22 protein-coding genes are annotated in these 22,299 nt (G+C 53.2%); 6 read left to right on the top strand and 16 right to left on the bottom strand.

Translation table 11 applies throughout. The features are described from left to right. Positions 1-86 precede the first annotated feature (86 nt). Entirely contained in the window at positions 87-1,280 is a 1,194-nt protein-coding gene (gene xylA, locus JMJ04_RS40685) for a xylose isomerase (protein WP_201376062.1), read from the top strand. Between the two features lie 180 nt (positions 1,281-1,460). On the opposite strand, the gene JMJ04_RS40690 is transcribed toward xylA, so the two are convergent. Further along, complete coding sequence (locus JMJ04_RS40690) at positions 1,461-2,390, bottom strand: hypothetical protein (protein WP_201376063.1); 930 nt, start codon at positions 2,388-2,390, stop codon at positions 1,461-1,463. A gap of 231 nt (positions 2,391-2,621) precedes the next feature. Beyond that, a complete protein-coding gene (locus JMJ04_RS40695; RefSeq protein WP_201376064.1) occupies positions 2,622-5,726 on the bottom strand; it encodes a winged helix-turn-helix domain-containing protein in 3,105 nt (1,034 codons plus the stop codon). Positions 5,727-5,951: 225 nt separating this feature from the next. Between JMJ04_RS40695 and JMJ04_RS40700 the strand changes: the two genes are divergently transcribed. Beyond that, positions 5,952-6,899, top strand: a complete 948-nt coding sequence (locus JMJ04_RS40700; protein ID WP_201376065.1) for an NADP-dependent oxidoreductase — start codon at positions 5,952-5,954, stop codon at positions 6,897-6,899. A 6-nt stretch (positions 6,900-6,905) separates the two neighbouring features. On the opposite strand, the gene JMJ04_RS40705 is transcribed toward JMJ04_RS40700, so the two are convergent. Both JMJ04_RS40705 and JMJ04_RS40710 read right to left on the bottom strand, forming a co-directional pair. Continuing rightward, positions 6,906-7,751, bottom strand: coding sequence for a phosphotransferase enzyme family protein (locus JMJ04_RS40705; protein WP_201376066.1), 846 nt, complete (start codon positions 7,749-7,751; stop codon positions 6,906-6,908). A gap of 96 nt (positions 7,752-7,847) precedes the next feature. After that, positions 7,848-8,579: a MerR family transcriptional regulator gene (locus JMJ04_RS40710; RefSeq protein WP_201376067.1), complete on the bottom strand. Its 732-nt coding sequence runs from the start codon at positions 8,577-8,579 to the stop codon at positions 7,848-7,850. Positions 8,580-8,764: 185 nt separating this feature from the next. Between JMJ04_RS40710 and JMJ04_RS40715 the strand changes: the two genes are divergently transcribed. Next, positions 8,765-10,072: an erythromycin esterase family protein gene (locus JMJ04_RS40715; protein ID WP_201376068.1), complete on the top strand. Its 1,308-nt coding sequence runs from the start codon at positions 8,765-8,767 to the stop codon at positions 10,070-10,072. A gap of 80 nt (positions 10,073-10,152) precedes the next feature. Continuing rightward, positions 10,153-10,590 (top strand): VOC family protein, encoded by a 438-nt coding sequence (locus tag JMJ04_RS40720; RefSeq protein WP_201376069.1) that lies wholly within the window; start codon positions 10,153-10,155, stop codon positions 10,588-10,590. Between the two features lie 74 nt (positions 10,591-10,664). Here the strand turns inward: JMJ04_RS40720 and JMJ04_RS40725 are convergent, their stop codons facing one another. From JMJ04_RS40725 to JMJ04_RS40775, 12 genes are all read right to left on the bottom strand, one after another. Then, positions 10,665-12,134, bottom strand: a complete 1,470-nt coding sequence (locus JMJ04_RS40725) for an MDR family MFS transporter (RefSeq protein WP_201376070.1) — start codon at positions 12,132-12,134, stop codon at positions 10,665-10,667. Between the two features lie 80 nt (positions 12,135-12,214). Next, positions 12,215-12,709 (bottom strand): hypothetical protein, encoded by a 495-nt coding sequence (locus tag JMJ04_RS40730; RefSeq protein ID WP_201376071.1) that lies wholly within the window; start codon positions 12,707-12,709, stop codon positions 12,215-12,217. 206 nt (positions 12,710-12,915) lie between these two features. Next, the gene (locus JMJ04_RS40735; protein ID WP_201376072.1) at positions 12,916-13,365 is read right to left on the bottom strand and encodes a DUF3995 domain-containing protein; all 450 of its coding nucleotides are present in this window, start codon (positions 13,363-13,365) and stop codon (positions 12,916-12,918) included. A 16-nt stretch (positions 13,366-13,381) separates the two neighbouring features. Next, positions 13,382-13,897 carry an alpha/beta fold hydrolase gene (locus JMJ04_RS40740; RefSeq protein WP_201376073.1) on the bottom strand — a complete coding sequence of 172 codons (516 nt, stop codon included), beginning with the start codon at positions 13,895-13,897 and terminating at the stop codon, positions 13,382-13,384. Further along, positions 13,866-14,378, bottom strand: a complete 513-nt coding sequence (locus tag JMJ04_RS40745; RefSeq protein WP_201376074.1) for an alpha/beta fold hydrolase — start codon at positions 14,376-14,378, stop codon at positions 13,866-13,868. Before JMJ04_RS40745 ends, JMJ04_RS40740 begins: the two co-directional genes overlap by 32 nt. 265 nt (positions 14,379-14,643) lie before the next feature. Next, positions 14,644-15,285, bottom strand: coding sequence for a TetR/AcrR family transcriptional regulator (locus JMJ04_RS40750; protein WP_201376075.1), 642 nt, complete (start codon positions 15,283-15,285; stop codon positions 14,644-14,646). Between the two features lie 492 nt (positions 15,286-15,777). After that, the gene (locus JMJ04_RS40755; protein WP_201376076.1) at positions 15,778-15,975 is read right to left on the bottom strand and encodes a YwbE family protein; all 198 of its coding nucleotides are present in this window, start codon (positions 15,973-15,975) and stop codon (positions 15,778-15,780) included. A 586-nt stretch (positions 15,976-16,561) separates the two neighbouring features. Beyond that, positions 16,562-17,080 (bottom strand): HIT family protein, encoded by a 519-nt coding sequence (locus tag JMJ04_RS40760; RefSeq protein WP_201376077.1) that lies wholly within the window; start codon positions 17,078-17,080, stop codon positions 16,562-16,564. Between the two features lie 128 nt (positions 17,081-17,208). Then, on the bottom strand, positions 17,209-18,036 hold the full coding sequence (locus JMJ04_RS47525) for a hypothetical protein (RefSeq protein ID WP_236038952.1): 828 nt from the start codon (positions 18,034-18,036) through the stop codon (positions 17,209-17,211). 194 nt (positions 18,037-18,230) lie between these two features. Continuing rightward, positions 18,231-18,518, bottom strand: a complete 288-nt coding sequence (locus tag JMJ04_RS47530; RefSeq protein WP_236038954.1) for a hypothetical protein — start codon at positions 18,516-18,518, stop codon at positions 18,231-18,233. A gap of 770 nt (positions 18,519-19,288) precedes the next feature. After that, positions 19,289-20,212, bottom strand: coding sequence for an SDR family NAD(P)-dependent oxidoreductase (locus tag JMJ04_RS40770; protein ID WP_201376078.1), 924 nt, complete (start codon positions 20,210-20,212; stop codon positions 19,289-19,291). Between the two features lie 21 nt (positions 20,213-20,233). Then, complete coding sequence (locus JMJ04_RS40775; RefSeq protein WP_201376079.1) at positions 20,234-20,689, bottom strand: MerR family transcriptional regulator; 456 nt, start codon at positions 20,687-20,689, stop codon at positions 20,234-20,236. 438 nt (positions 20,690-21,127) lie between these two features. Between JMJ04_RS40775 and JMJ04_RS40780 the strand changes: the two genes are divergently transcribed. After that, the gene (locus JMJ04_RS40780; RefSeq protein WP_201376080.1) at positions 21,128-21,541 is read left to right on the top strand and encodes a transposase; all 414 of its coding nucleotides are present in this window, start codon (positions 21,128-21,130) and stop codon (positions 21,539-21,541) included. 211 nt (positions 21,542-21,752) lie between these two features. Further along, positions 21,753-22,286, top strand: coding sequence for a GNAT family N-acetyltransferase (locus JMJ04_RS40785; RefSeq protein WP_201376081.1), 534 nt, complete (start codon positions 21,753-21,755; stop codon positions 22,284-22,286). Positions 22,287-22,299 lie beyond the last annotated feature (13 nt).

Below are 22,299 nucleotides of genomic sequence, written 5' to 3' on the forward strand. Positions count from 1 at the left end.
CACATGTAGCCCGCATATGGGCATGACCCGGCAAAGCTCGATGGAAGAGCTTTGCGGAACATAGTTCAGAGAGGATAAGAAACATCATGACTCAGATCAAAGAAGCAACCAGTGATCAGTATACGCCAACGAAGGCAGACAAATTTAGCTTTGGTTTATGGACCGTCGGGAACCAGGGACGTGACCCCTTCGGGGAGGTTGTCCGCCCTGAACTCCAGTCAACGTACATTGTCAAAAAGCTTTCAGAACTGGGAGCTTGGGGTGTGAACCTGCATGACAACGACCTGGTCCCCTTTGACGCCACCCCTCAGAAGCGTGACCAGATCGTACGCGACTTTAAACAGGCACTCAATGACTATGACATGGTTGTCCCCGAGGCCACGACCGACCTTTTCCGCCATCCCGTCTTCAAGGATGGTGCCTTTACCTCGGTTGACCCCAGCGTGCGGGCCTTTGCGCTGCAAAAGACCATGCGCTCCATCGACCTGGGTGTAGAACTGGGCGCACCCATCTATGTCTTCTGGGGAGGGCGTGAAGGAGTGGATGCCGAGGCCAGCAAGAATCCTGTCGATGCCATCAAACGTATGCGCGATGCCATCAATTTTCTGAGCGAGTATGTCCTTGACAATGGCTATCACCTGCGCTTCGCCCTGGAACCCAAGCCCAACGAACCCCGTTCCGATACCTATTTTCCGACCATCGGTCATATGCTGGCCTTCATCGCCACCCTTGATCATCCCGAAATGGTTGGTGTCAATCCCGAAGTGGCCCACGAGCACATGTTGGGGCTTAATTTCGTCCATGGCGTTGCTCAGGCCTTGGAGGCTGGAAAACTCTTCCATATTGATCTCAACGACCAGAAGGGCCCACGGTATGATCAGGACCTGCGCTTCGGGAGTGAAAACATCAAGAGTCTGTTCTTCCTGGTCAAATTATTAGAGGAGCAGGGGTATACAGGCCCACGTCACTTTGATGCCCATGCCTATCGTACTGAGGACGAGCAGGGCGTCTGGGACTTTGCTACTGGTTGTATGCGCACCTATAACATATTCAAAGAGAAGGCGCGTCGTTTTAACGCCGACCCCGAAATCCAGGCCCTGTTACAGGAGATCAACAGCGGCGACTCCGTCTACGCCGCTCTCTTCAGTGGGGGATACAGCAAAGCGGCTGCGGATCAGATCAAGGGGATCGACTTCCAGCCTGACATGCTGGCGCGACGTGGCTATAAATACGAAAAGCTCGACCAGTTGACCATTGAACTCTTGCTTGGCACGCGTTAAGTACAGGAACTGAGCGTCATCCTTGAAAAGAGCAACGAAGTTACTATCTCTGTATCCTCATCGTTGCTCTTTTCTCACTCACCAACAATGGCCTCTTGGTAGCATTTTGACGTTTAACACCGACAGGCTGAATTCTTGTCAAACCTCGGGTCCTGACGATCTCAGGTCCATCCCCAGTGATCAGACATCCGCCGCAAGTTGCTGGCGCGCTGATCTGCTTGCCTGAAGTGAGGGCAGAACCACCAACAGAGCCATCAGAAGCGCACGTCCACAGGCATCTCCAGTGAGTTCTAGCACATTGCCTACGCGCATCATTATCGGCCATGAGGTTTGCCCAAGTAAAGGAATCCAGGCTTCCAATGCCGCCCCAACCAGCGCGATATATAGGCCTGTGGACCAGCGTGATTTGGGCATCACGGCGATGATAGGCAACATTGCCAGCACAAAGAGAATGCCACGTACTGCCTCCAAGATGAGTGTGGTTGCAGTGGAAGGCACTACTGTATGCAGTGAGGCAATAAATGCCGCATCGTAATAATACGCGTGTTCAAGTGGTGTCACCAGCATCGTGAAGAACAGGTAAATCGCCGCATAAGGCACGCCTGCCACCACGATGCGCCAGGTCCAGGAGAAAAAGCTACGCTCACGCATCACCTGGGTAAAGCGTGGAGCGTTCCGTGCATCCTCATTCGCCGGAATCAGCCAGGCGATGATACCGGTAATGAATAGCAGAGGCAGTCCTTCGATAATCAGTGCCGCAACCAGGGAAAACGGGGTTAGCAGGCTCGTATAAAAATATGCCTCGATCATATCGGTAAGTGTGCCAGTGATATAGAGTGGCACAAAAATCGCTAGAAAACGCGGAAAACGGCGGTAAAAGATCCGACGGGCCAGAGGAGTCATACTTGCCACATAGAACACACCAGAAATAACACGAATAATGATATTTTGTGCGGTGAATGTAGCCGATGATTTCCCAGATGACAAGAGAGACGCAAACACGATGAGCACAACTGCCGATAACAATCCTCCAATGACGACACGAACGATCAGATGCATTGGAGTGATATTCCTCTGGTGCGTTTTTGCAATATCTTGTTGTTTATTCATTCTTTCTACCTTTATTTTTAGAGCAGAAACAGTAGTATTTAGGTAAAGCGCAACAAGGCCTTCCGCCGTCGCATTACTAGTAAAGTAAGTCGATGTGTGCGGCGTATGTAATGGCATGAGCTCTACCTTCCACGACTGTAGCCGATAAAAAGGGGGTATGTCATCACCTAAACGAGGTATTGCAATGTGCAAAGATGAGATCAATCGGGCAACTATCGACAGTGGGAGATGTTAGAGCAAGCCTAGTTCCCTGGCGCGGGCAATTGCTTGCGTACGGCTATGGACATTGAGTTTGTCATAAATGTGTTTGGTATGCGTCTTGACTGTGTTTTCAGCCCGTACGAGATGGCGGGCTATTTCCCGATCTGTGTATCCTTCCGCCAGGCAGCGCAAGATGACAAATTCATGTTCACTCAGCAGTTCTGTGCTTGCGCTGTTCTCGGCAGGTTTCTCTGCCATATCTTGCTTGTCTAGCATAGCCAGAAGTTGTCGGATGTAATTTGGAGAATAGTTCGCTAGTGGCTTGAGATTGCGCAAAATCTTGAGAAGAGGTAGAAGCGCTTCACCCATGTCAATAAATGTGCGGTTATAGCCCAGAGGTTCGGCCAGTTCTAATGCCAGCGCTAGCTCTCCTGTTGCTTCAGGGACATGTTCTTCCGCGTACAATGCGAGAGCATGAAGAATCAGCCATTGGATACAACGCCTTTTATTCGGTCCATTCATGAGAGGACTCTGAAGTTGCGCGAGCAATCTCTTCGCACCTGGGAGATTGCCCTGTGCGAGGTACAGGCGGATCAGGACCAACAACTCAATCAGCAGAAAATAGGTTGATGGCAGCGAGGCAATTGTATCCACTTCACCATAGAAGTAGAGCCCTGTAGCGTGGGCGCAGCGAACAGCAGCATCTATGTCATGTGCAGCCAGCCAGAGAACAACGGGGCGGCGTGTGACAAAATCCAGAAAGAATGGATCGTTGGTCTGGTGGGCCAGTTCCTGGGCTTGTTGTAAGAGCATGTGCGAGTCCTGCATCCTGCCCTGAGCCAGTCTGACATCAGCCAGTGTCAGCGTGCAGTCAAGCGCCTGGATACTATTTCCGCCACGTCTGGCTAGTTCAAGACCTGCGACCAGATGGTTCTGCGCGCCCTCCAGATCATTCCACTCATACAACAGATTTCCACATCCCGCATGGATATGCCCCATCACGGCGGAATGCATCAGACCATGATGGGTAGCGAGCTGAATACCTTGTCGATACGTCGCATTTGCCAGGCCAGGTCGACCCAGCAAAACCTGTGTCTGCCCCAAGAGATGTAAAGCAGTGAGTGCGCGATAAGGATCATACCTCTGAAGGTCAGGGTGAACAACTTCACGCAACACTTGCTCAGCTTCGACCAGGTTGCCAGCATGCAAGTAAGCCCCGCCCATAGCGGCTCGCACGCTGGTCCTCCACTCCAGGTCATCCTCTGGTAGGAGAGCCAGAGCCTCGAACACGTAGGCCAGAGATTTCTGCGCTTCTCCTCTCGAGCTATACAGATGGGCGTAGAGTGCTGCTATGCGTCCACGAAACGCATCAACCGTGTTGGATGCTATCTTCTCAATGCCTACGTGTTCCAAATCGCGCAAGATCTCTTCCGCCTGGTCCAGACGCCCACTTGCAATGTACAATCTGACCAAAGCCTGGCATAGCCAGGGGCGCTCCGTCAGTAAATCAGTTGGCAAAAGTTCCTTCCATAGTGTGACACTGGCAAACTCATTCTGTTTGAGCATCGTATCAACCAGACGCTCGAGCAGATCTGCTGCGCGTACAAAATCCGTCGCGGCCAGCGCGTGTCGGATCGCATCTTCCAGCAAATTGTGTTGCTCATACCATGCACTGGCCAGTCGATGGAGTGTGCCAAAATACTCTGGTTGCTCCTGGCGCACACGAGTACTCAAGGCTTCCGTTAGGAGATGATGATAGCGGTACCAGCGGCCTTCGTTGTCCAGAGGAAAGAGAAAGAGATTTTTCTGTTCCAGGTAGGCCAACATGGTTGTCCCATTCTTCTCGCCAGTCAGAGTATCACAAAGGGAAGCCGTAAAGCGTTCTAGCACCGAGGTAGCCAGCAAGAAACGTTGCACATGCTCTGGCTGGCGCTCCAGCACCTCATCTACCAAATAGCTCAAAATAAAACGATGGCTCCCTTTGAATGAAGAGATAAACTGAGCAGTATCCTGGAGCGAATACAATGAAAGAGCGGCCAGTTGCAAGCCGGTAATCCACCCTTCAGTACGTTCCATCAGCATCTCTATATCAGCCTTTGCCAGCGCAAGATGTTCGGTCTGCGCAAAAAAGACTTCGGCCTCGGCGGATGTGAAGGAGAGATCGGCGGAATGTAGCTCAACGAGATGGCGTTTGGCACGGAGTGAGGCAATAGAGAAGGGCAACTCGTGACGCGAGGCGAGCACAAGATGAACGTGCTTGGGTAGATGGTCGAGGAAAAACACCAGCGAGTCATGAATGACCTGCGCTTCAATGAGGTGATAATCATCCAGGATAATCACTGTCTCGTTGCCCTCTTCGCCTAGAATATTCAGCAATTCGCGCACCGTTGGTATGAGCGACACAGGTGGCTGGGAGCGCACCATTTCCAGGAGAGGTGTGATTTTTTCAAGTGAGGCTCGTTGCAGAGCAGCAAGAATGTACGACCAGAAACGTGCGGGATCGTTATCTTCTTTATCTAACGCGACCCAGGCGATCAGCGCAGAAGATTGGCATGCCCATTCGCTGAGCGACGTCGTTTTTCCAGACCCCGCCGCGGCAGAGAGCAAAATCAAGCGGCGCCGCAGGCCCACATTGAGGCGCTGGACAAGCCGTGCCCGCGCGACCAGATGTGCCTGGAACACAGGGATGTGCAATTTTGTATGCAACAGATGGTAAGTAGTCCGATCGTGCACTATCTTGTGGCTCTTATTCACGTTTAATGCTGCAGGAACTGCTGATTTTTCGTTTTTTTCTGTCACCCATGAATTACATTTATCGTCTCCCTGCTCCAGACGTTGAGCCAATTCCTGAGCCACAGACTTGAGTCGGGCCATTGTCAACTGGTTGCTTTTGCCTAGATAGACTCGATAGAGCTTCCCTTGCTTTTTGCGATAAGCCCGCCAGTACGAGCCACCACGACCATTAGATACCCGTTCTTTGCGCGCGGAAAATGCTCCATACTGACTATGAAAGGTGAATTGCGCTACCTCCTCAACCCAGGCATACCAAGCAGGAGTCTCAACAGCCAGCAATGGAACCAAAGAAGGTTTTGTAGAGGCATAGACGTATGCGTCTTCCTGTACAACGTATTTCATTGAGGACTGGTCTTCTTTCTAGTTAGTTCCCGAACAGTATAACATCAGTTCGGGAACCGACGCCAGAATCGCCGTCTTACCCAAAGCTTTTTTGGACTGGTCGAGAATAGATTAGGAACCTACTCTCTTGCCCATTAGTACAGGTTAGATACTGACCGTTTGCCTCACGATCTTGTTACACGACCATGCTACTATTGAAGGCAAATAATAGAGGAGGTTGTATGTATGCCGCCACAGACAATGAAGGCTATACAGGTTCAGCAATATGGCGGACCTGAAGAACTAAAACTTGAGGAAGTAGCACGGCCAGAGCCAGCCCCAGGTGAGGTGCTGATACGTGTTCATACTACGGGTGTATTGCCAATTGAGTGGAAAATTCGTCAAGGAGCATTCCACGACGTTATGCCAGCATCTTTCCCTTATATTCCAGGTAGTGCTGTTGCTGGAGTCGTAGAGGCGGTTGGTCGTGGCGTTAGTGAGTTTCGGAAGGGGCAGGCGGTCTATGGTCGCAGCAATAAGGGAAGCTATGCCGAGTACACAACCGCTGCAGTAGAGAACCTGGCACTTAAGCCAGAGGCGCTCAGCTTCGATGAAGCGGCGACGATTTCAGGTGGAGCAACAACTGCCTGGACGGCACTCTTTGAGACAGCTGAATTGCGAGCTGGACAAAGCATCCTGATTCATGGTGCGGCGGGTGGCGTCGGACTCTTCGCCGTCCAGTTTGCCCGCTGGAAGGGCGCACAAGTCATTGGAACTGCGTCGACGCCTAATGTAGACTTCGTACGCTCCCTTGGCGCCGAGACTGTAGTAGATTATACAACGACGCCATTTGAGCAGGTGGTGCGAGATGTAGATGTCGTTCTGGACTCGATAGGCGGCAATGTATTGGAACGTTCTTTGCACGTGGTCAGGCGAGGGGGCATACTGGTATCGCTTCTTGTATCGCCCTCACAGGAGCAGGCGCAAGCGTTAGGCATCCGCGCTACGAAGAACACGGCTTTACTTCCCTATCCATCGACCCGCCTTCTGGGAGATATAGAGCAATTATTGGTCAAAGGCCAGGCGCGAACCGTTATTGCGCGAACCTTTCCCCTTCACCAAGCAGAACGCGCCCATGAACTCAGTCAAAGTGGTCACGGGCGTGGACGCATTGTGCTTCATATAGCCGATTGAGCTTAACTATGCCTCTATAGCAAGCTCTAACTCGATCCTGTATTTCGCGGTGAGATCGTGAAAGCCTCGATTCAGTAACCACGTGATCGAACCCAGTAGGCGCAGGAGGCGATAATGGGCCAGTAAGTGCTGTGTCTCTGCGTTGTTTGCGATGGTGCCATAGCCCTCTAGGAAGGGAGCTGTCAGTGCATGGTCCCACAGCGTGAGAACCGCGATATCCAGGAGCGGGTCGCCAGGCTGCGCGTCGATAAAATCCAGAAAGGCCAGAACCTTCTGGCTCTGGGGATCAAGCAGAATATGCTCATCCTGAAGATCACCATGGAGCAGTCCAATTGGGCGTTGTGCCAGAAGAGGCCGCAGGCGTTCAAAGCGTTCTCGCAATCCTCTTGCCTGCCCCTCATCGAGCACGCCTGCTTGCCGGGCGTGCTCGATCTCCAGGTTGCCCCACCACAAAATAAACTCTTCCCAGTGTTGCTGGCCTCCTGAGAAGGGCGGTTGCGCGCCCAACCCATGTAAGCATCGCAGATACACTCCTGCCTCCCTGGCGGCGTCTGGATAGTGTGAGGAGAGAGGAACGCCGATCACCTGGCGCATGGCGAAGACCGCGGGCGGACCCGCTTCAAAGTTCAGGATCTTCGGTGTTGGCAGCCCGGCTGATGCCGCCTGCTGCGCGACCTCATGGTCGCGCCTGAGCACCTGTACATCGCTATATACCTTCAAGATAATATGTGCCTCTTCAGCCAGGAAGATAGCGCGATCAGGTTGTGTATAGAGCAGCTTCAGCGGCTCTCGTGAGCCAGTAAGGCGCGTGAGCATGTCCGTGGCAGCTAATGCTAAACTGTGATTAGCCAATATTCCTTCTCCATAATTCTATAGCCGAATCAGTGGCAATACAAAGGCAAGAGACGCCTTCTCTCCACATATGTAGGGCCCAAGCTAACATGGACCTTACATGCTCTCTAGCTCCCCACAAAACTCATGTACATAGTGCTGAAAGTTGGCCATGGCCTTAACACACAGCCAGCTTGTTCGCGTCAGTTCCTCGCGCCTCTTCTCCACTGTCACAATAGCTTTTTCTGGCCGACCTGCCGCCAGCTCGTCCAGGACTGATTGGATCACATCGAAGTTATAGCCAGCCTCCCTGAGCAGGACGATCACGCGCAGGCGCTGCATCTGTTGCTCGTCATAGAGGCGATAGCGGCTATCCTGGTCGCGTACCGGGCGCAGAAGACCCTGCTGTTCCCAGAAATGCAGTGCCGAGACACGCACACCCACCTGCCTGGCTGCCTCTCCCACGCGGAGACTCTGGGAAGGGTGCGCGCTTTGTAGAGAAGCGGGTTGCGCGGCCAATGCATGCAGCGCCGAAAACGTCTGTTCAACTTGCAGACGTTTGTTGGCAAGCTCGGCGTGGCGTGAGTCTATCAGGGCCAGCGAGGCTGAAAGGTCCCCCTGGTGAAGGGCCTGCATAATCGCCGACGTCCGCTGCCAGCTATAGCCACCGACCATGCCGCGCGCGGTCTTGAGCGCGGCAAGGTGGCGCTGGGTATAGAGACGATAGCCGCTCTTGCTGCGCGAGGCCGCTGGTAGCAGCCCCCAGGCCTCATAGTTACGTACCTGCTGAACACTGATCCCTGTGGCCCTGGCCAGGTCAATAGTACGCAGAGAATCGCGAAGTACCATGTAAAACCCTCAGATATGTGTGAAGACTTTTCGCATTTACATGCCTCTTTATACCACATGGAATCAGAACTCAACCCTCCATACTTGCATCTGTGTTATAAAGTAGGTGTGATCTGAAAAAGGCCAGGCCAGCGTGGATCTGAAGCAGATGAAAGCGAAAGTGAAAACAACGGAGGTTTTGCCTGATGACTCACCCGGTTCCCACATATACAACCCTCGATGACTGGATTGCGCGCGAGGCGCTTCCCTTCTCTCTCGATGAACCGAAGGCCTTCAACGCCGCCGTCGACCAGGTGCTCAGCTCGCCTGATGATTCGGTGGAACTGCTTGGCTTAGGCGAAGCGCTTCACGGCGGCGAGGACATTCTCATCCTACGCAACCGCCTCTTCCAGCGCCTGGTGGAGGCGCATGGCTATAGCGCTATTGCCATTGAGAGCAGTTTCCCTCGGGCGCACATCGTAAACGAGTACGTGGCCAGCCGTGGTCCGGCGTCGTATGAGGAAATACAGGATGAGGGCTTCAGCCACGGTTTTGGCCGGCTCGACGCGAATCGAGAACTCGTGGAGTGGATGAGGCAATACAATTCCGATCCTTTCCATCACATCAAACTCCAGTTTTATGGCTTCGATAGCCCAACTGAAATGGTGGGCAGCGATAGTCCGCGCCAGGTCCTGCATTTTGTGCTTGATTACCTCACCTCGGTTGATCCTGCTAGAGGCCAGGAGTATCGCCAGCGTTTCGACCCACTACTTGGTCAAGATACCGATTGGGAGAATCCGGCCGCCATGATGGATCCGGCGCAGTCGATAGGCCTCTCACCAGCCGCAACGACACTACGAATTGAGACGGAGGGCCTCATTTCAGAACTGCACGTACGCCGTCCCGAACTGGTGGCGATGAGCGCCGAGCGCCGCTACCTGGAAGTTGTGCATTATGCTAGAGTGGCAAGGCAGTTACAGAACTATCACGCCACTGTGGCGCGAGCGTCGAGTGACCGAACTGCCAAACTTCTCGGTATGCGTGATGCATTGATGGCGGATAACCTGGTGTACATGGTGGCGCGTGAACGTGGCCGAGGGAAAGTATTTGCCTTCGCTCATAACAGCCATTTGCGCCGTGGTAAAACAGAGTGGCAGCTCGGCCCCGATCTCCACACATGGTGGCCGGCGGGCGCGCACCTTCATGAGATGCTTGGCTCGCGCTATATCGTCATTGGTTCAGCGATGGGTGTTTCGGAGGCCAATGGCATCGGCCAGCCCGAACCTGGTACGCTTGAGGGCCGTCTGACTGCCATGCCGGGGCCAGCACGTTTCCTTCCCACGCATCGGGGGCAAGGGCTTCCAAACGCGGAGATTACAGCACTTCCAACTCGCTCTAGCAGCGCGAAGAACCCTACCTACTTCGCCCTCACGCCTCAAAGCCTCACTGATTTCGACTGGCTGGCCATCCTGGATGCAACAACATACAGTCGTGGTGGTCCATCGTTACCATAAGAGCATTAATATTGAATACGTGTTCTTTTTGTGTATACTGAGCTATGGAAGAAAGAACAGTTTTGCGAAGGAGTCAGGATATGTATTTTGCCTCAGGCAAATCGGTAACGAATCGCTCTATACCAGCGAGCACAGTTATTCCTGTACTGGCTTACGAAGATGTACTGCAGGCTGCAGAGTGGCTTTGCAAAACATTTGGTTTTAAAGAGCGCCTACTCATAGGACATCATCGCGTTCAGCTTACGGTGGGTGATGCTGCGGTCATTGTGAATGAGGGGAAGCCAGAAGCACCTTCTCGCGCTGAGAGTCACTCTGTACTAATACGCGTAGAGGATGTGGACCGCCACTATGAATTCACACGCGAACGTGGCGCGCATATCTTGCGACCACCAACAACTTATCCTTATGGGGAGAGACAATACACCGTCGAAGATCCTGGTGGCCATCGCTGGACCTTCTCACAATCCGTCGCCGACGCTGACCCCGAGGAATGGGGCGGGACCTGGCCCAGCGCGTAGTAAAACTTGTTGTGTGGAGACCCAACGTCTTGACCTGTTTCCAGGTCAAGACGTTGGGTCTCCACACAACATCCCTATATTCCGGCTTCGACCTGGAGCGCAGGCTCCAGTACCTGCTCGGGCTCGACCTGTTTCCCGCGCTGACGCATGGTGGAGGCAGCGTCCTTATCGCGCACGCGCAGGGCGAAACTGACCGCGATGATCGCGAGAATGGCTGAGGTGATGAAGGCAGCATGATAAGCCGTCAGATTCGGCTGAACGCTACCATTGGCGATATGTGTCATTCCGACCGTGCTCATGACGGTGCTGATAAGCGCTACGCCAAGCGAAGCTCCCACCTGGCGCTGGGCATTGTTCAGCGCCGAGGCCTGGCCGGTCTCAGCGGGCGAAATTGTCGCGAAGGCCGCCGCCTGTACAGGGATAAAGGCATAGGCCATGCCCGCCCCGGTCAGGAACATTAACCCACGCATTATCCACAAGTCGGTATCCATGCCTATAGTAAGCATGCACAGCTCGATAATCGTAACCCCGATCAAACCACCAGCGATGAGGCGGCGTGGCCCTACCTTGGGATAGAGACGCGCCACAATCTGGGTTGAGACGAGAACGCCAAGTGCCTCGGGAAAGGTTGTCAGGCCCGAGGTAAACGCGGAGACGCCACGCGCCTCCTGGAGGAAGAGCGGGGCAGCGTAGAGCAAGCCCATAAAGCCCGCGCCCGAGAAGACTGTGACCAGGTTACAGGTGCGGAAGAGTTTGTTATTGAACAGGTGCAGATCGAGCATGGGATGCGTCGAGCTGAGCTCGACAAACACAAAGGCAACCAGCATAAGCAGGCCCACGATACCCGTGCCCAGAATGGTACCGTTGGTCCAGCCATAGACCGGTCCCTCGCTCAGCGCATACATGGTCAACGCCAGGCCGATACCTGCCAGGAGGAAGCCCAGGATATCGAAGCGCTTATTAGTGTTTTCGTAATACTCATGCAGGAAGAACAGGGCGAAAATACTGGCCAGGATGCCCAGGGGAACATTAATATAAAAGACCCAGCGCCAGGAGAGCTTATCCACCAGCAGGCCTCCGATAATCGGACCCGTGGCGGGCGCGATCACGGTCGGGATATTGAGGATGCGTGAGACCTGCACACGCTCCTCGGGCGGAAAGGTCCGGTAGAGAATGGCGGTGCCAACAGGGGTCAGGGCGCCACCCGCCAGGCCCTGCAAGACGCGAAACGCGACCAGCATTGGCAGGCTCGTTGCCAGGCCACAGAGGGCGGAGGCGACAGTAAAGAGGACGAGCGCGCTAACAAAGATTCGCTTGGTTCCCACGCGATCACCCAGCCAACCCGAGACAGGAATAATTACCGCCAGACTTACGAGATAGCCCACAACAATAGCGTCAATAGCCGTACCAGTCACATTAAACTGGCGGCTCAAAGCGGGGAGAGCCACGTTCACGACCGTCGAGTCCATAATACTCATAAACATTGCCGCGACGAAGACCACACTAACCGCCACCTTAGGATTCATCTGCACACGAGAAGACATTGATGCTCCAATTCATAGTATTTTAAGAAAAATATGTGGATATACATATGAACAAAGTGGGAAGCTGCAAATCTTCCCACTTACTCCTGGCTGGCTTTTTTCGGGCGGCGTGTATGTTGGAGACGTTTCTTTTGAGAATTGAATTCTCCACGCGACACACAGACTGGGCAGGTACACCAGGCGCGTTCGCGCGCACCTGGCATATAGCGCCAGCCCACCACCCGCGAAATAGATTGGACTTTGCGAATATCTTTGGCGCTAATTGAGCGCGCAATGATCAGCTCAAACCCTTGCAGGTCATCTTGCTGCATAAGTTCGCTGATAGCCTCGGTAACAGGTAGATGCTCATGCGGTTGAGCATAGCGGCCAAACCAGACCATTTCCTCGTCAGGCACATAAAAGTAAATGCCCACAAAGGTACGCTGACCCCAACGCTTGAGTTCGCGCATCCACTGATGCGAGACATAGTAATTTTGCATGACGGGCATGCAATAGACACCACGCCCTTTGCGAATGCCAGCTTTGCGAATACGTTTTACATCTTTTGCAGCTGTCAGGTGGACCAGAATCGGCATAGAAGATACCATCCATTACAATCTCAAAGGGGGAGCGGTTCCACACATTACCGACCGCTTACTCTTATGACGAGTAGCGGCCGGATTTTGTCACAAGAAAAGGCGTTGTGCCTCCACTGAAGGCTCTGAGAAAAGAGACGCCTCCTGCCCCATCCAACAGACTCCAGGTGAAGCAGGAAGATACGCAAAGCTGTTTCTCTCAAACATTAGAAGGACGCTGCCGCGGCGGCGACAAAGAGTACCAGGCAAAGGGGCGTATAAACTATGAGATTGAGTTTGTAGAACATTTCACTCCTGGATGCGGCCAGGCGTAGTGCCCACGCAATCCCTGCTAGACCACGCAGTAGGAGTCCTATCGTAACGGCCAGAGTGCCGAGTTGAAGCAACGAACTGGGAATGAGTTGTTCAAACATCCCAAGATAATGGACCCGAGCTAACACAATCAAGGCACCACAAAACAGCAGGCAGGCGAGTGGAACAAGGATCGCTGGCCTGAAGGAGCGGGTTTTGTTTATATTGAGTACCGCCTGTGCCAGTGAGAGCCTATCCTGTGCAGGCCAGATTCGGCCTGTTGCCCAGTAGGCATGCACCAAACCATCTGCGATAAGCACGATTGCTACGAGTATACCCGCAAGTTCTTTTATATTTTGACTCATGGCTTTCTTCTCCTCCCTATGCTGCTAAAAAGCTCAAGAGCAACTGTTTCACTTTTTCAGGCTGATCGTCATAAACGAGGTGTCCGGCATGATCGAGCACAACAATGGTGGCCTGTGGATCCAATTGGTGCCAGCGTTGAACATAGCTGGATGAGTCCTCAATCGTATCTTGCTTGCCCCAGATGACCAGGGTCGGCGTCTTCATCTTTGGAATGAGTTGATCTGTCACGCTCCAATCAAGATTGCGTTCTAGTACCCACTGCGAGGCCAGGTTGCACTGAAAAGTCAGCGGGGGATAGAGTTCTTGTGCCATATCAGCTGTCATCTCTGACTTATTGGCCAGGAGTCCCTCCAACAGTTGCCTCGTCGCATCAACGCTTGTTGGCATAGAGAGCTTCATTGCGGCTTCGCCAATTACCGGCCACTTTGCAAGCTCATAAAACCAAGGGTCGGGGAGATCTAAACCTGTATTGTCCATGCCGACATATTTGATTACCCGCTCAGGATGTTTCTCGGTAAAGTACAGAGCCATGCCACCGCCCCAGGAATTCCCGCCGAATACGGCCCCTGGGGATGTGTAGCTTATTCATAAACGTTAGCAACGACTGATCAATCGAGTCCAGCGTGTAAATGGTCGTAAAGTTGGGATTCTTTGCGGTCGGCGTTGTATACCCATCACCTGGCGGATCAATGATGTAGACTGAGTAATGCGGTGCCAGAGCGGCGGCGATAGAACGAAATTCATAGATCCAGGCACCACCACCTGGCATGAGTACGACCGGCTCTCCACTCCCTTCGTGCAGATAATGCAAATGAAAGTTGCCCGCGTCGATGTAGTGATCGAGGTGCTGCTCCTGAATTTGTATCAAATAGGCAGGTACATGTGTATGATCCTCCGGAGGCATGTAGATATAAGCAACGAATAATAAGGCAACGAGGCAAAGTGACAACAAAGCGACAAAACTATAAATCGTTCGACGTAACCACCTGTGCTCTAACCAGAAATGTTTCATATGCTTCTCTCTTTCTATTGGCAGCCGTATATTCGCTGTATGTTCAGCGAATATAACAGGCAAAAAAAACAGCCCTACCTTACAGACACTCCGTCATATGAGTGTTGACAGGGGTGGTCACTCAATTTGAGCAAAAAACGAAAGCTTCTTTGGGCTTATAAAGCCGACTCAGACAGTTGACCTCCTGGTGTTTTTGCTCATTTCGACTGCCCACGGGCGTCAATACTCATGTGACGAGGTATCTACCTTACAAGGATAGGATCAATTAGTCTGTATTGGGATGGTCAGGGATGTCTCCAAGCAGCAGATGCACAACATGCTGTTTATACCGGGCATGGAAGTTGGGATCATGGACATCGACGCCCAATGGTCTGAGGAATGTTTCAGCATGGGCCGTGGGGAACCAGCAGAGAGCAGTGAGAGCAATGAGAAATTGCTCGGCATCACCTTGCCACCCTAAATCCTCCTGTAACGCGTGTATGGCCTCGCGCAAGAGCTGGAACTGAGATGGAAGATTGCCCAGGTAGCGGGCACCATGCAAAGCTTCCCATTCGGTCAAACGCACAAAAGTTGGATGCGTTGTAAGGTCATCAAACAGACGCTCAATGACCACACGCAGAATCTCCTGCGCATTGACACCAGGAGCATGTGCCTGTTCATGAATAAACGTGACCAACTCTTGCGCGTGTGTAAAGGTTCGTGCCAGGACAGCGCGATAGAGGCCCTCCTTCGAACCAAAAAAGTAGTTGGGCAGACCACGCGTCACTCCCGCCAGATCACAAATCTCCTGAAGACTCGCAGCATCATAGCCTTTTTCCGCAAAAACTGTTTCAGCGGCATCCAGAATCGCTTGTTTGCTGGCCTCGGCAGCCTCCGTTCTGCGGGTGCTTTTTCCCTGCTTGTTCATGTTCACCTTCACTCTCAAAACAACAACGAATATTTTACTCGCTATACGTATAACTAATTTAGCAAAAAACAGAGTGATAAGTCAAGAGGCAAAGGTGTAAAAATTTCATCTAAAAACGCTCGGCGAGAAAGAAAAAAACTCCCCAAATCCAGTAAGAACTGGCTGAAATTTATCATGGGAACAATTGATGGCTTTGTGCAGGCTTATGAATAAATTTCAGAGTGAATTCAATGCAACCCTTCATGTTGGACAAAGACTTTGTTTTATCATCAGGGGCAAGGAATTACAAATAGCAGCGCGTAATGCGTTCGCGTTAATGAGAACCAGAGCTGGGCGACTGAAAGAGCAGGCTATTGCTAACGAATATGAAGACGCAGCAAATGCTTTCCTTAGTTTTGAGGAAGTGGCTGAGGCATTCAGTTTTCGTTTGCACTCAGTGCAAACGAAAACTCCATCGTTGGAAATGGAGCAAGGTCATCCTTGTGTGGCATGCTACTCCTCGATTTTCTGTACGCGCCCAACCTGTCCATCGATAAGCCGTACCTTAATCCCATGTGGGTGAGAAACAGAGTTGGTCAAAATGTCCTTGACGATTCCTCGGGTCAGTTTTCCTGTTCGCTGGTCTTGCTTGAGGACGATTGACACTTCGATTCCCGCACGTATATCTTGACGGATGCGTCCATCTGGCATTCAGTTTCGCTTTCTACTGCCATCCCTGGTGAATGGATATCTCTTTTACCAGAGCGGATTTCAAGTGTTTCCTGATTTTCACAATCACACGTTGGATGTTACGTCACTATCCATAGCAATACACTTTCCCTTCATGGGTCCATTTTTTTCTGTTGCTTTCAGGAGAGACAACACACCGGCACCGGAGCCACTTGCTATGACAATGCGGCAAGAGAAAGCTTCTGCGGGCTCGCTCAAAAGCGAGTGGACAGACCGTTACACGTATTGTACTCCTCAAGAGGTGCGACTGTCCATCTTTGAGTCTATGGAGGTACTCGGCAACCTGAAACACTGCTTGCGTATGTTGATGTGTTACATAGATGCGTTACCGAGATCCCGTAAGGCTTCAAGATGATGCGGACGAAAGGAAACTAGCAACCGCATATACCTTTCATAGTGCATGGGTTGCTTCTGCGACAAGTTGTTGCCGCTTCTCCTTCGTTTCAGTGCTGCTCGAACAGAGGGTTGCCTGGCCCACGAGATGCGCAATGAGCTAAGCGCAAGGAATTGGACGGGAAGCCCCGTGCCGCGCTGTGAACTGGAGGAATCAGTTCGAGGAAGGGGGCATTAGGGAAGGACTGAGTCGTTCCATAGCCTGGCGAATGGAGCGAGCCAGTAAGGCCATTTCCTCATCTGGAATGGCGAGCACCCCTTTTGAGGAGTCAAGAGCAGCGGTTTGCTGAAGTTCATAGGGAACACCTGGAGGCAAGGGAGCAACGTGCCAATGCACATGGCGATTGCCTTGTTGACTGCCAAGTGTTTGAATGTAGAGCCGTTCTGTCGGTACCACCCGTCTGATCGCTTCAGCGACCTGATAAATGAGCTGCTGAAGCTGGAGGTACTCCTCCAAAGTGAAGTCCCCGGTGGCTTGTTCGCGGTGCTCTCGTGGAGCGACCAGCGTGTAGCCATAGAGCGAGGGGTATTTGTTCAAAAACACAATGGCGCTCTGATCCTCATAGATCACATGATGAGGATTGGTGCCCGCCAACAGTTCACAGAGAAAACAGGAGCCTTCTTTCACTCGCTTTTCGTAGGCGCCGATATCAAAGGGATGCTTCTCAAGCATGTACTGTCTCCTGAATAGGTCATGAACGGCCTTGTCACATGAGTCCATTGTACGCACCTCAACCAGTTTTTGCAAGAAAGGCCCGGCGAAGACGCTCCCAGGTGAGCCGCTTCTGGATCGTGTGTGTTCTATGCACTCGTCAGGCCAAGCCATCTGGCAAAGGCTTCGGGGATGCCGAACAGCTTGAACGTGAGCTGACCAGTCTGAGTCTTGCGAGCATTGCGAGCCAACTGCTCATCCCATGACAAGCGGTAATGCGCACGCTCTGCCCGAGAAATCGTCGGAGGAGAGCCGGTCGGAGTGGAAGGAAGATCTGGCCCCATCTGGATGTCCAGGTGTTGACGGTGGAGCCGCAAACAGGCTCGCCACTGGTGCCGTCTGCTCCAGTCTCGCCAGAGCAGCGGAGCCGATCCCACCGGCAGAGGATGAAGCAGGAGGCTCAGCTGGCGCGGTTTGGTCGTGGTGCTGCCGTTCCATTGGCACTGTTCGCGCAAGGAACACAGACGGCAATCGTGAATGCTGGCCCCATAGACCATGCGCAGGGTGCCATCGGCTTCGCGGCGGTGTTCGTGTGGGAGGAGTGTGCTCCCAGAGGGACAACGCAGAGTCCCATCCGGTTGGAGAGGAAAGTCAGCTCCGGTGAAGCGGCCAGCTTTCCAGGCCGTCGCGGGAGCTGGTGGAGCATATCCTGAAGCGGGAGCGGAGGCAGCAGGTGAGGCCGGAGGCGTGCTCAGGCTTTGATGGGAGAGCGGGGCAAACTCGGTAGTGCGCACGGGTTCCGGGGCGAGTTTGTGGCCCAATTCGAGTCGGATATTCCAGGTCCATTGGGTGACGATCTGCCAGGCTTCCTGTCTCCAGGCTGAGTGACTACACCAGTGGTTGGGCTCTTGCTCGATGTCTTTGTCTTCCAGGGCCGTTTTCGTCCAGGCGCTGGTCTGGACAGTCGTAATGCGCACGGCAGACCCCACTCTCTGCGCTGTTGAGGTGCTGATCCGCAGACAGGTGCAAGCGCGCCTGGATGGCGGCGTGATCGATCTTTGCCACGGGTGACATACGACAAATCGCTCACATCCGCCACGACCGCCCTGCTACCATATTGGCCATCCAGGCGCAGCAGTGTTCGCTCGGCGGGAAAGCCATGGGCCTTGATCTACGTCTGAATAGAAGCCTTCGCCCGACGCAGTTCCTCGCGATACTGCCCGTTGCCAGGGTTGCAAAAGTTTGCTACCCACTGATGGGTATGCATGTGCAAGACGGTGGTCCGGGTACGAACAATTTCTTCCCGTTTTCGTCCGGTGTAGTCGGGGGCACAGAGGGGACGGAACCGCCGCTGCGGGGCAGGTCGATCCGGCGTCTGCGGTAGGGCCCGTTGACGGGCTGCTTCTCGCGTCCCATCAACATCGAAGACGAGCCAAAGGTTCCCCTGCCGATCCCACAAGCCGGCTTCCTGCTCTTCGGGGGAAAGTTGGCGTGCTAACAGATCCTCCAGAAAGAGGTTGGCAGGGCTTCGACAGGCTCGGCAGGCAGGGCGGCTAAAAAGCGGCTGAGCATCGAGGCCGCAGGCAACCGTGTTCGTCCGAACAAGGCCATGAAGGCGAAGGCAAACGGATGCACAACCTCATAGAAGTCTTGTAGGGTTCGTTCGCCACACTGATCGCATAGCCGAAAAGCACCGCGGCAAAATCCAGCACGTCATAGCGTCCGCACCGCCGCCGCGCGAAACGTACGCGCTCGGCTATCTTGTTCAGGATTCCTTGTTTCCGAAGGTGGGAAGCCACTAGAGCCACTTCACCCAACCAGGATGGAGTCACAAACTGCAATTCTGAAGAGGTTTGGATGTGGACCAGTCCCTCAGCGATACTGACCATATCTGCCTCCTTGAGCGGAATATTCGTTCTTCCCCTTCAAAGAGGCACATTTTTGGGCTTATCTGCTACAAGGTCCTATCTCATTGCGCATGTCGAGGGCAGTGTGGGGGCAGTTCATACATCACTCCTCATCAGATGGGCTGTTGTTCTCAGCATACCTCCCCAGCGATCTCCAGATCGAGTCTTCTTCTGGACTCTGACACTACCATCATATAATTGTCAAAACTACATCATCAAGTCATCAGATTTACAGTCTGCACGATCTGAAAAACGCCATCGATCATATGGATCTTTTTGGCCGGTCAGCATTCCTCACACGTTCATAGGAGTGATTTTTCCGTTAGCTGTTCAGGAGCGCGAGTGACTCCTCCCAAAGTCGGGCAGCGGCGTCAGGATCGAGTGCATGCGCGGCGACTCCGTTTTCCGCAGGGGGCACGTTCGGGCCAGCTTCGTTGTTATCTTCGAAGTAGCGGCCACCGATGCCTTCTAAGAGCGGCGAAGTGGCAAGCAGGACCGAGGTAGAGGCCCCCTCCTCCAGGGTCTTCCACGGGTAGCTGTCGGCGATTTTCTGATATTCCGGGCTTGTCTGGTGGCGTTGCAGGTTAGTGCGAATACCACCTGGCATGAGGGCGTTTGCGGTGATTCCATCCGCAGCCCACCGCCTAGTGGCTTCAACGGCGAAGAGCACATTGGCCGCCTTGGACTGCCCGTAGGCCGACCACGCTTCGTACTCGCGATGCAAGAAGTGGATATCGTCGAACACAATTGGGGAGCGCCTGTGCGCCGAGGAACTCACCGAGACAATGCGTGCATTGCCGGAGGCGGCGAGAGCGTCATGCAGGCCGAGAGCCAGTGCGAAGTGGCCGAGATGGTTGGTGGCGAACTGCAACTCCCATCCTTCAGGTGTGCGGTGGAGCTCGGGCAACGCCATGATGCCAGCGTTGTTGACCAGGATGTGCAACGGCTTGTCCCATGCGGCGACGAACGCGGCGATGGACGCACGATTGGTCAATTCGAGTGGGGCGACGAAAACGTTTCGGTTGCCAGTCTTTGCTGTAATCTCGGCTGCGGTCTGCGCGCCGACTTCCACATTGCGAACCGCGAGCGTGACCTCGGCTCCGATCTGGGCCAATGTCCGCGCCGTTTCGGCACCGATTCCCGACGTTGCCCCTGTGATGATAGCCTGCTTGCCGGATAGGTCAATGCCCTCAGTGACCTTGGCGGTAGTGGAATGAAACCCAAATGGAGTGGTAATGTGTGGCATGAGATGACTTCCTTTCGTCAACTATGTAAGCCTTGGAATAATACGACGAATTTCTTCAGTGACGCGCTCGACTGCATCGGCGTCTCCGCGTTCCACCGCATCCCAATAGGCCTCTTTGCTCTTGAGATACTCTTTTCTCACCTGTAAACGCTCGATTTGGCATTCGAGTTCTTTGGCATGAGCAGCAAAGAGCTCCTTTTGCTGTGCGGCGCCTTTAGTTCCTTCCTCGAGCAGTTGCAGATAGGCTCGCATCGCTTCGATGGAGAAACCACTGGCATGAAGGCAAGCAAGGGCATGGACGGCCCTCGCTATCTCGGCAGTGTATCGTCGGTGACCGCTCCGAGGATCCCTCGGCACAGGTTTAAAGAGGCCAATCTTCTCGTAGTAGCGAAGGGTGGGCTCAGTCAAACCACTCTGTTTAGACATCTCTTGAATCGAGAATGATTCCGAATTTCTTAGGGTGAGTATATCTTCCATGGCTCTTAGTATAGAAAACTTCAAGCGCTTTAAGTCAAGGGGGTAAAAACGAAACAAATACATGACTACGATAGTGATGGTTGGGATTGTCTGGCCAGAACTATAAGAGGGAAGAGAAATAGATCCTAATCCTGGCGGTTCTGCTCTGCTGTGGTTTGCCTGCTCATGCGGCTTGTCGCAGATAATACGTTCTGTTATCCGAAAAGGCTGTTACTAGGCTCCTGGATAGATGACATCGAGGGTGCGAGCGCCGTTAGGATAGGCGATAGAGGGAGCGTACCCACCGTGATAGATCATATCGAGGGTGCTGGTGCCGTGTGGGAAGAGTACGTTGGGAGACGCGCTATGTAGGTAGGCGACCAGTGTGTTGGCGCTATAGGGCTAGACGACGTCAGCGGAAGGGCTGCGGTCACGATTCTGGGAGAAATCGGGACGTAGATGTCCTGCTTCCCTTCGGCCAAACACCTGGCTTCCTGGGCGGGAGTCTGCCCAGGCAATCGGAAAAGCGCTGGCAAACGGCTCAGAGGAGAGAAACGCCAAGGGAATGCCTTCCTGCAAGCACCGCTTGCGGAAGTGGTGTGGACCATTTCGCATACCAAGGGGAATTTTCTTTCGGCTCAATACCATCGGCTCGTACGCTGCATTGGTAAGCCGAAAGCCGTGGTAGCAGTGATGCATAGTGTGCTAGTGATCATCTATCATGTCTTAGCCGAACGGAAACCCTACGAAGATCTGGGGGAGAACTATTACGAGCAACATGATCAGGAGCATGTGATGAAGCAGGCTCTTCGCCGCTTAGAGGCTTGTGGATATGCGGTCATGTTAACCCCTCTAGAGGAGGTGGCAACGTAAAGCAGTTCACCTGACATGAAGGTCCCCCCCAACTCCCAACGCCCCCCTGCATTGGGAGCGGGAGGGCGTGCCTTTTTCCCTCGCAGCCAACCCGCAGCATTTTCGTAGGAAAACCCTGTAGTTTATGATTGTTTGGTAGACCTTCGTTTGCTGTTGTGCTAAAGTTTGTATACATCGAACATTGTGATTGCCAGAAAGGTTTGACGTTTCTATGTTACTCCATGGAGAAAAATGTTACCTGCGTACTTTTACTCAGGAAGATCTGCCAATCTTCAAAAAGATGCAGGCCGATCCTGAATTTTTGACGGAATATAATTTCTTTGGGCTATCTGGTCAGACCAGTCGCCGCGAGCAGGGCTTTCAGGAAAATGGTCTGATCGGACCAAAATATGGTGCTTTGGTGGTAATGACGCACAAAGAGGAGATTGCTGGCGATATCAGCTATCGGCAGGTCCACGGCGGTCCCACCGCCGAAGGGACTTACGCTTTTAATATTGGGATTGCCCTTTTGCCAGAGCATCGTGGCAAGGGTTATGGTTCGGAGGCTCAACGTTTGCTGGCTGAATACCTCTTTGCCGTGTTTCCCGTCAGGCGTGTGGATGCCACCACTGATATCACCAATATTCCTGAACAGAGGGCGCTGGTCAAAGCCGGTTTTACACGTGAAGGTGTGCTCCGTCAGGTCCAATGGCGCATGGGTGACTGGCACGATATGGTCGTCTATAGTAAATTGCGCGGCGAATAATCTCCTGCCTAAC

This window comes from Ktedonobacter robiniae (assembly GCF_016587375.1).
In the GTDB taxonomy this organism is placed as follows: domain Bacteria; phylum Chloroflexota; class Ktedonobacteria; order Ktedonobacterales; family Ktedonobacteraceae; genus Ktedonobacter; species Ktedonobacter robiniae.

Coding starts and splice junctions, on each gene's coding strand:
- xylA (WP_201376062.1), top strand. CDS start 87: ATGACTCAGATCAAAGAAGCAACCAGTGATCAGTATACGCCAACGAAG.
- JMJ04_RS40690 (WP_201376063.1), bottom strand. CDS start 2,390: ATGAATAAACAACAAGATATTGCAAAAACGCACCAGAGGAATATCACT.
- JMJ04_RS40695 (WP_201376064.1), bottom strand. CDS start 5,726: ATGAAATACGTTGTACAGGAAGACGCATACGTCTATGCCTCTACAAAA.
- JMJ04_RS40700 (WP_201376065.1), top strand. CDS start 5,952: ATGCCGCCACAGACAATGAAGGCTATACAGGTTCAGCAATATGGCGGA.
- JMJ04_RS40710 (WP_201376067.1), bottom strand. CDS start 8,579: ATGGTACTTCGCGATTCTCTGCGTACTATTGACCTGGCCAGGGCCACA.
- JMJ04_RS40715 (WP_201376068.1), top strand. CDS start 8,765: ATGACTCACCCGGTTCCCACATATACAACCCTCGATGACTGGATTGCG.
- JMJ04_RS40720 (WP_201376069.1), top strand. CDS start 10,153: ATGTATTTTGCCTCAGGCAAATCGGTAACGAATCGCTCTATACCAGCG.
- JMJ04_RS40725 (WP_201376070.1), bottom strand. CDS start 12,134: ATGTCTTCTCGTGTGCAGATGAATCCTAAGGTGGCGGTTAGTGTGGTC.
- JMJ04_RS40730 (WP_201376071.1), bottom strand. CDS start 12,709: ATGCCGATTCTGGTCCACCTGACAGCTGCAAAAGATGTAAAACGTATT.
- JMJ04_RS40735 (WP_201376072.1), bottom strand. CDS start 13,365: ATGAGTCAAAATATAAAAGAACTTGCGGGTATACTCGTAGCAATCGTG.
- JMJ04_RS40740 (WP_201376073.1), bottom strand. CDS start 13,897: ATGGCTCTGTACTTTACCGAGAAACATCCTGAGCGGGTAATCAAATAT.
- JMJ04_RS40745 (WP_201376074.1), bottom strand. CDS start 14,378: ATGAAACATTTCTGGTTAGAGCACAGGTGGTTACGTCGAACGATTTAT.
- JMJ04_RS40750 (WP_201376075.1), bottom strand. CDS start 15,285: ATGAACAAGCAGGGAAAAAGCACCCGCAGAACGGAGGCTGCCGAGGCC.
- JMJ04_RS40755 (WP_201376076.1), bottom strand. CDS start 15,975: ATGCCAGATGGACGCATCCGTCAAGATATACGTGCGGGAATCGAAGTG.
- JMJ04_RS40760 (WP_201376077.1), bottom strand. CDS start 17,080: ATGCTTGAGAAGCATCCCTTTGATATCGGCGCCTACGAAAAGCGAGTG.
- JMJ04_RS40770 (WP_201376078.1), bottom strand. CDS start 20,212: ATGCCACACATTACCACTCCATTTGGGTTTCATTCCACTACCGCCAAG.
- JMJ04_RS40775 (WP_201376079.1), bottom strand. CDS start 20,689: ATGGAAGATATACTCACCCTAAGAAATTCGGAATCATTCTCGATTCAA.
- JMJ04_RS40780 (WP_201376080.1), top strand. CDS start 21,128: ATGTCCTGCTTCCCTTCGGCCAAACACCTGGCTTCCTGGGCGGGAGTC.
- JMJ04_RS40785 (WP_201376081.1), top strand. CDS start 21,753: ATGTTACTCCATGGAGAAAAATGTTACCTGCGTACTTTTACTCAGGAA.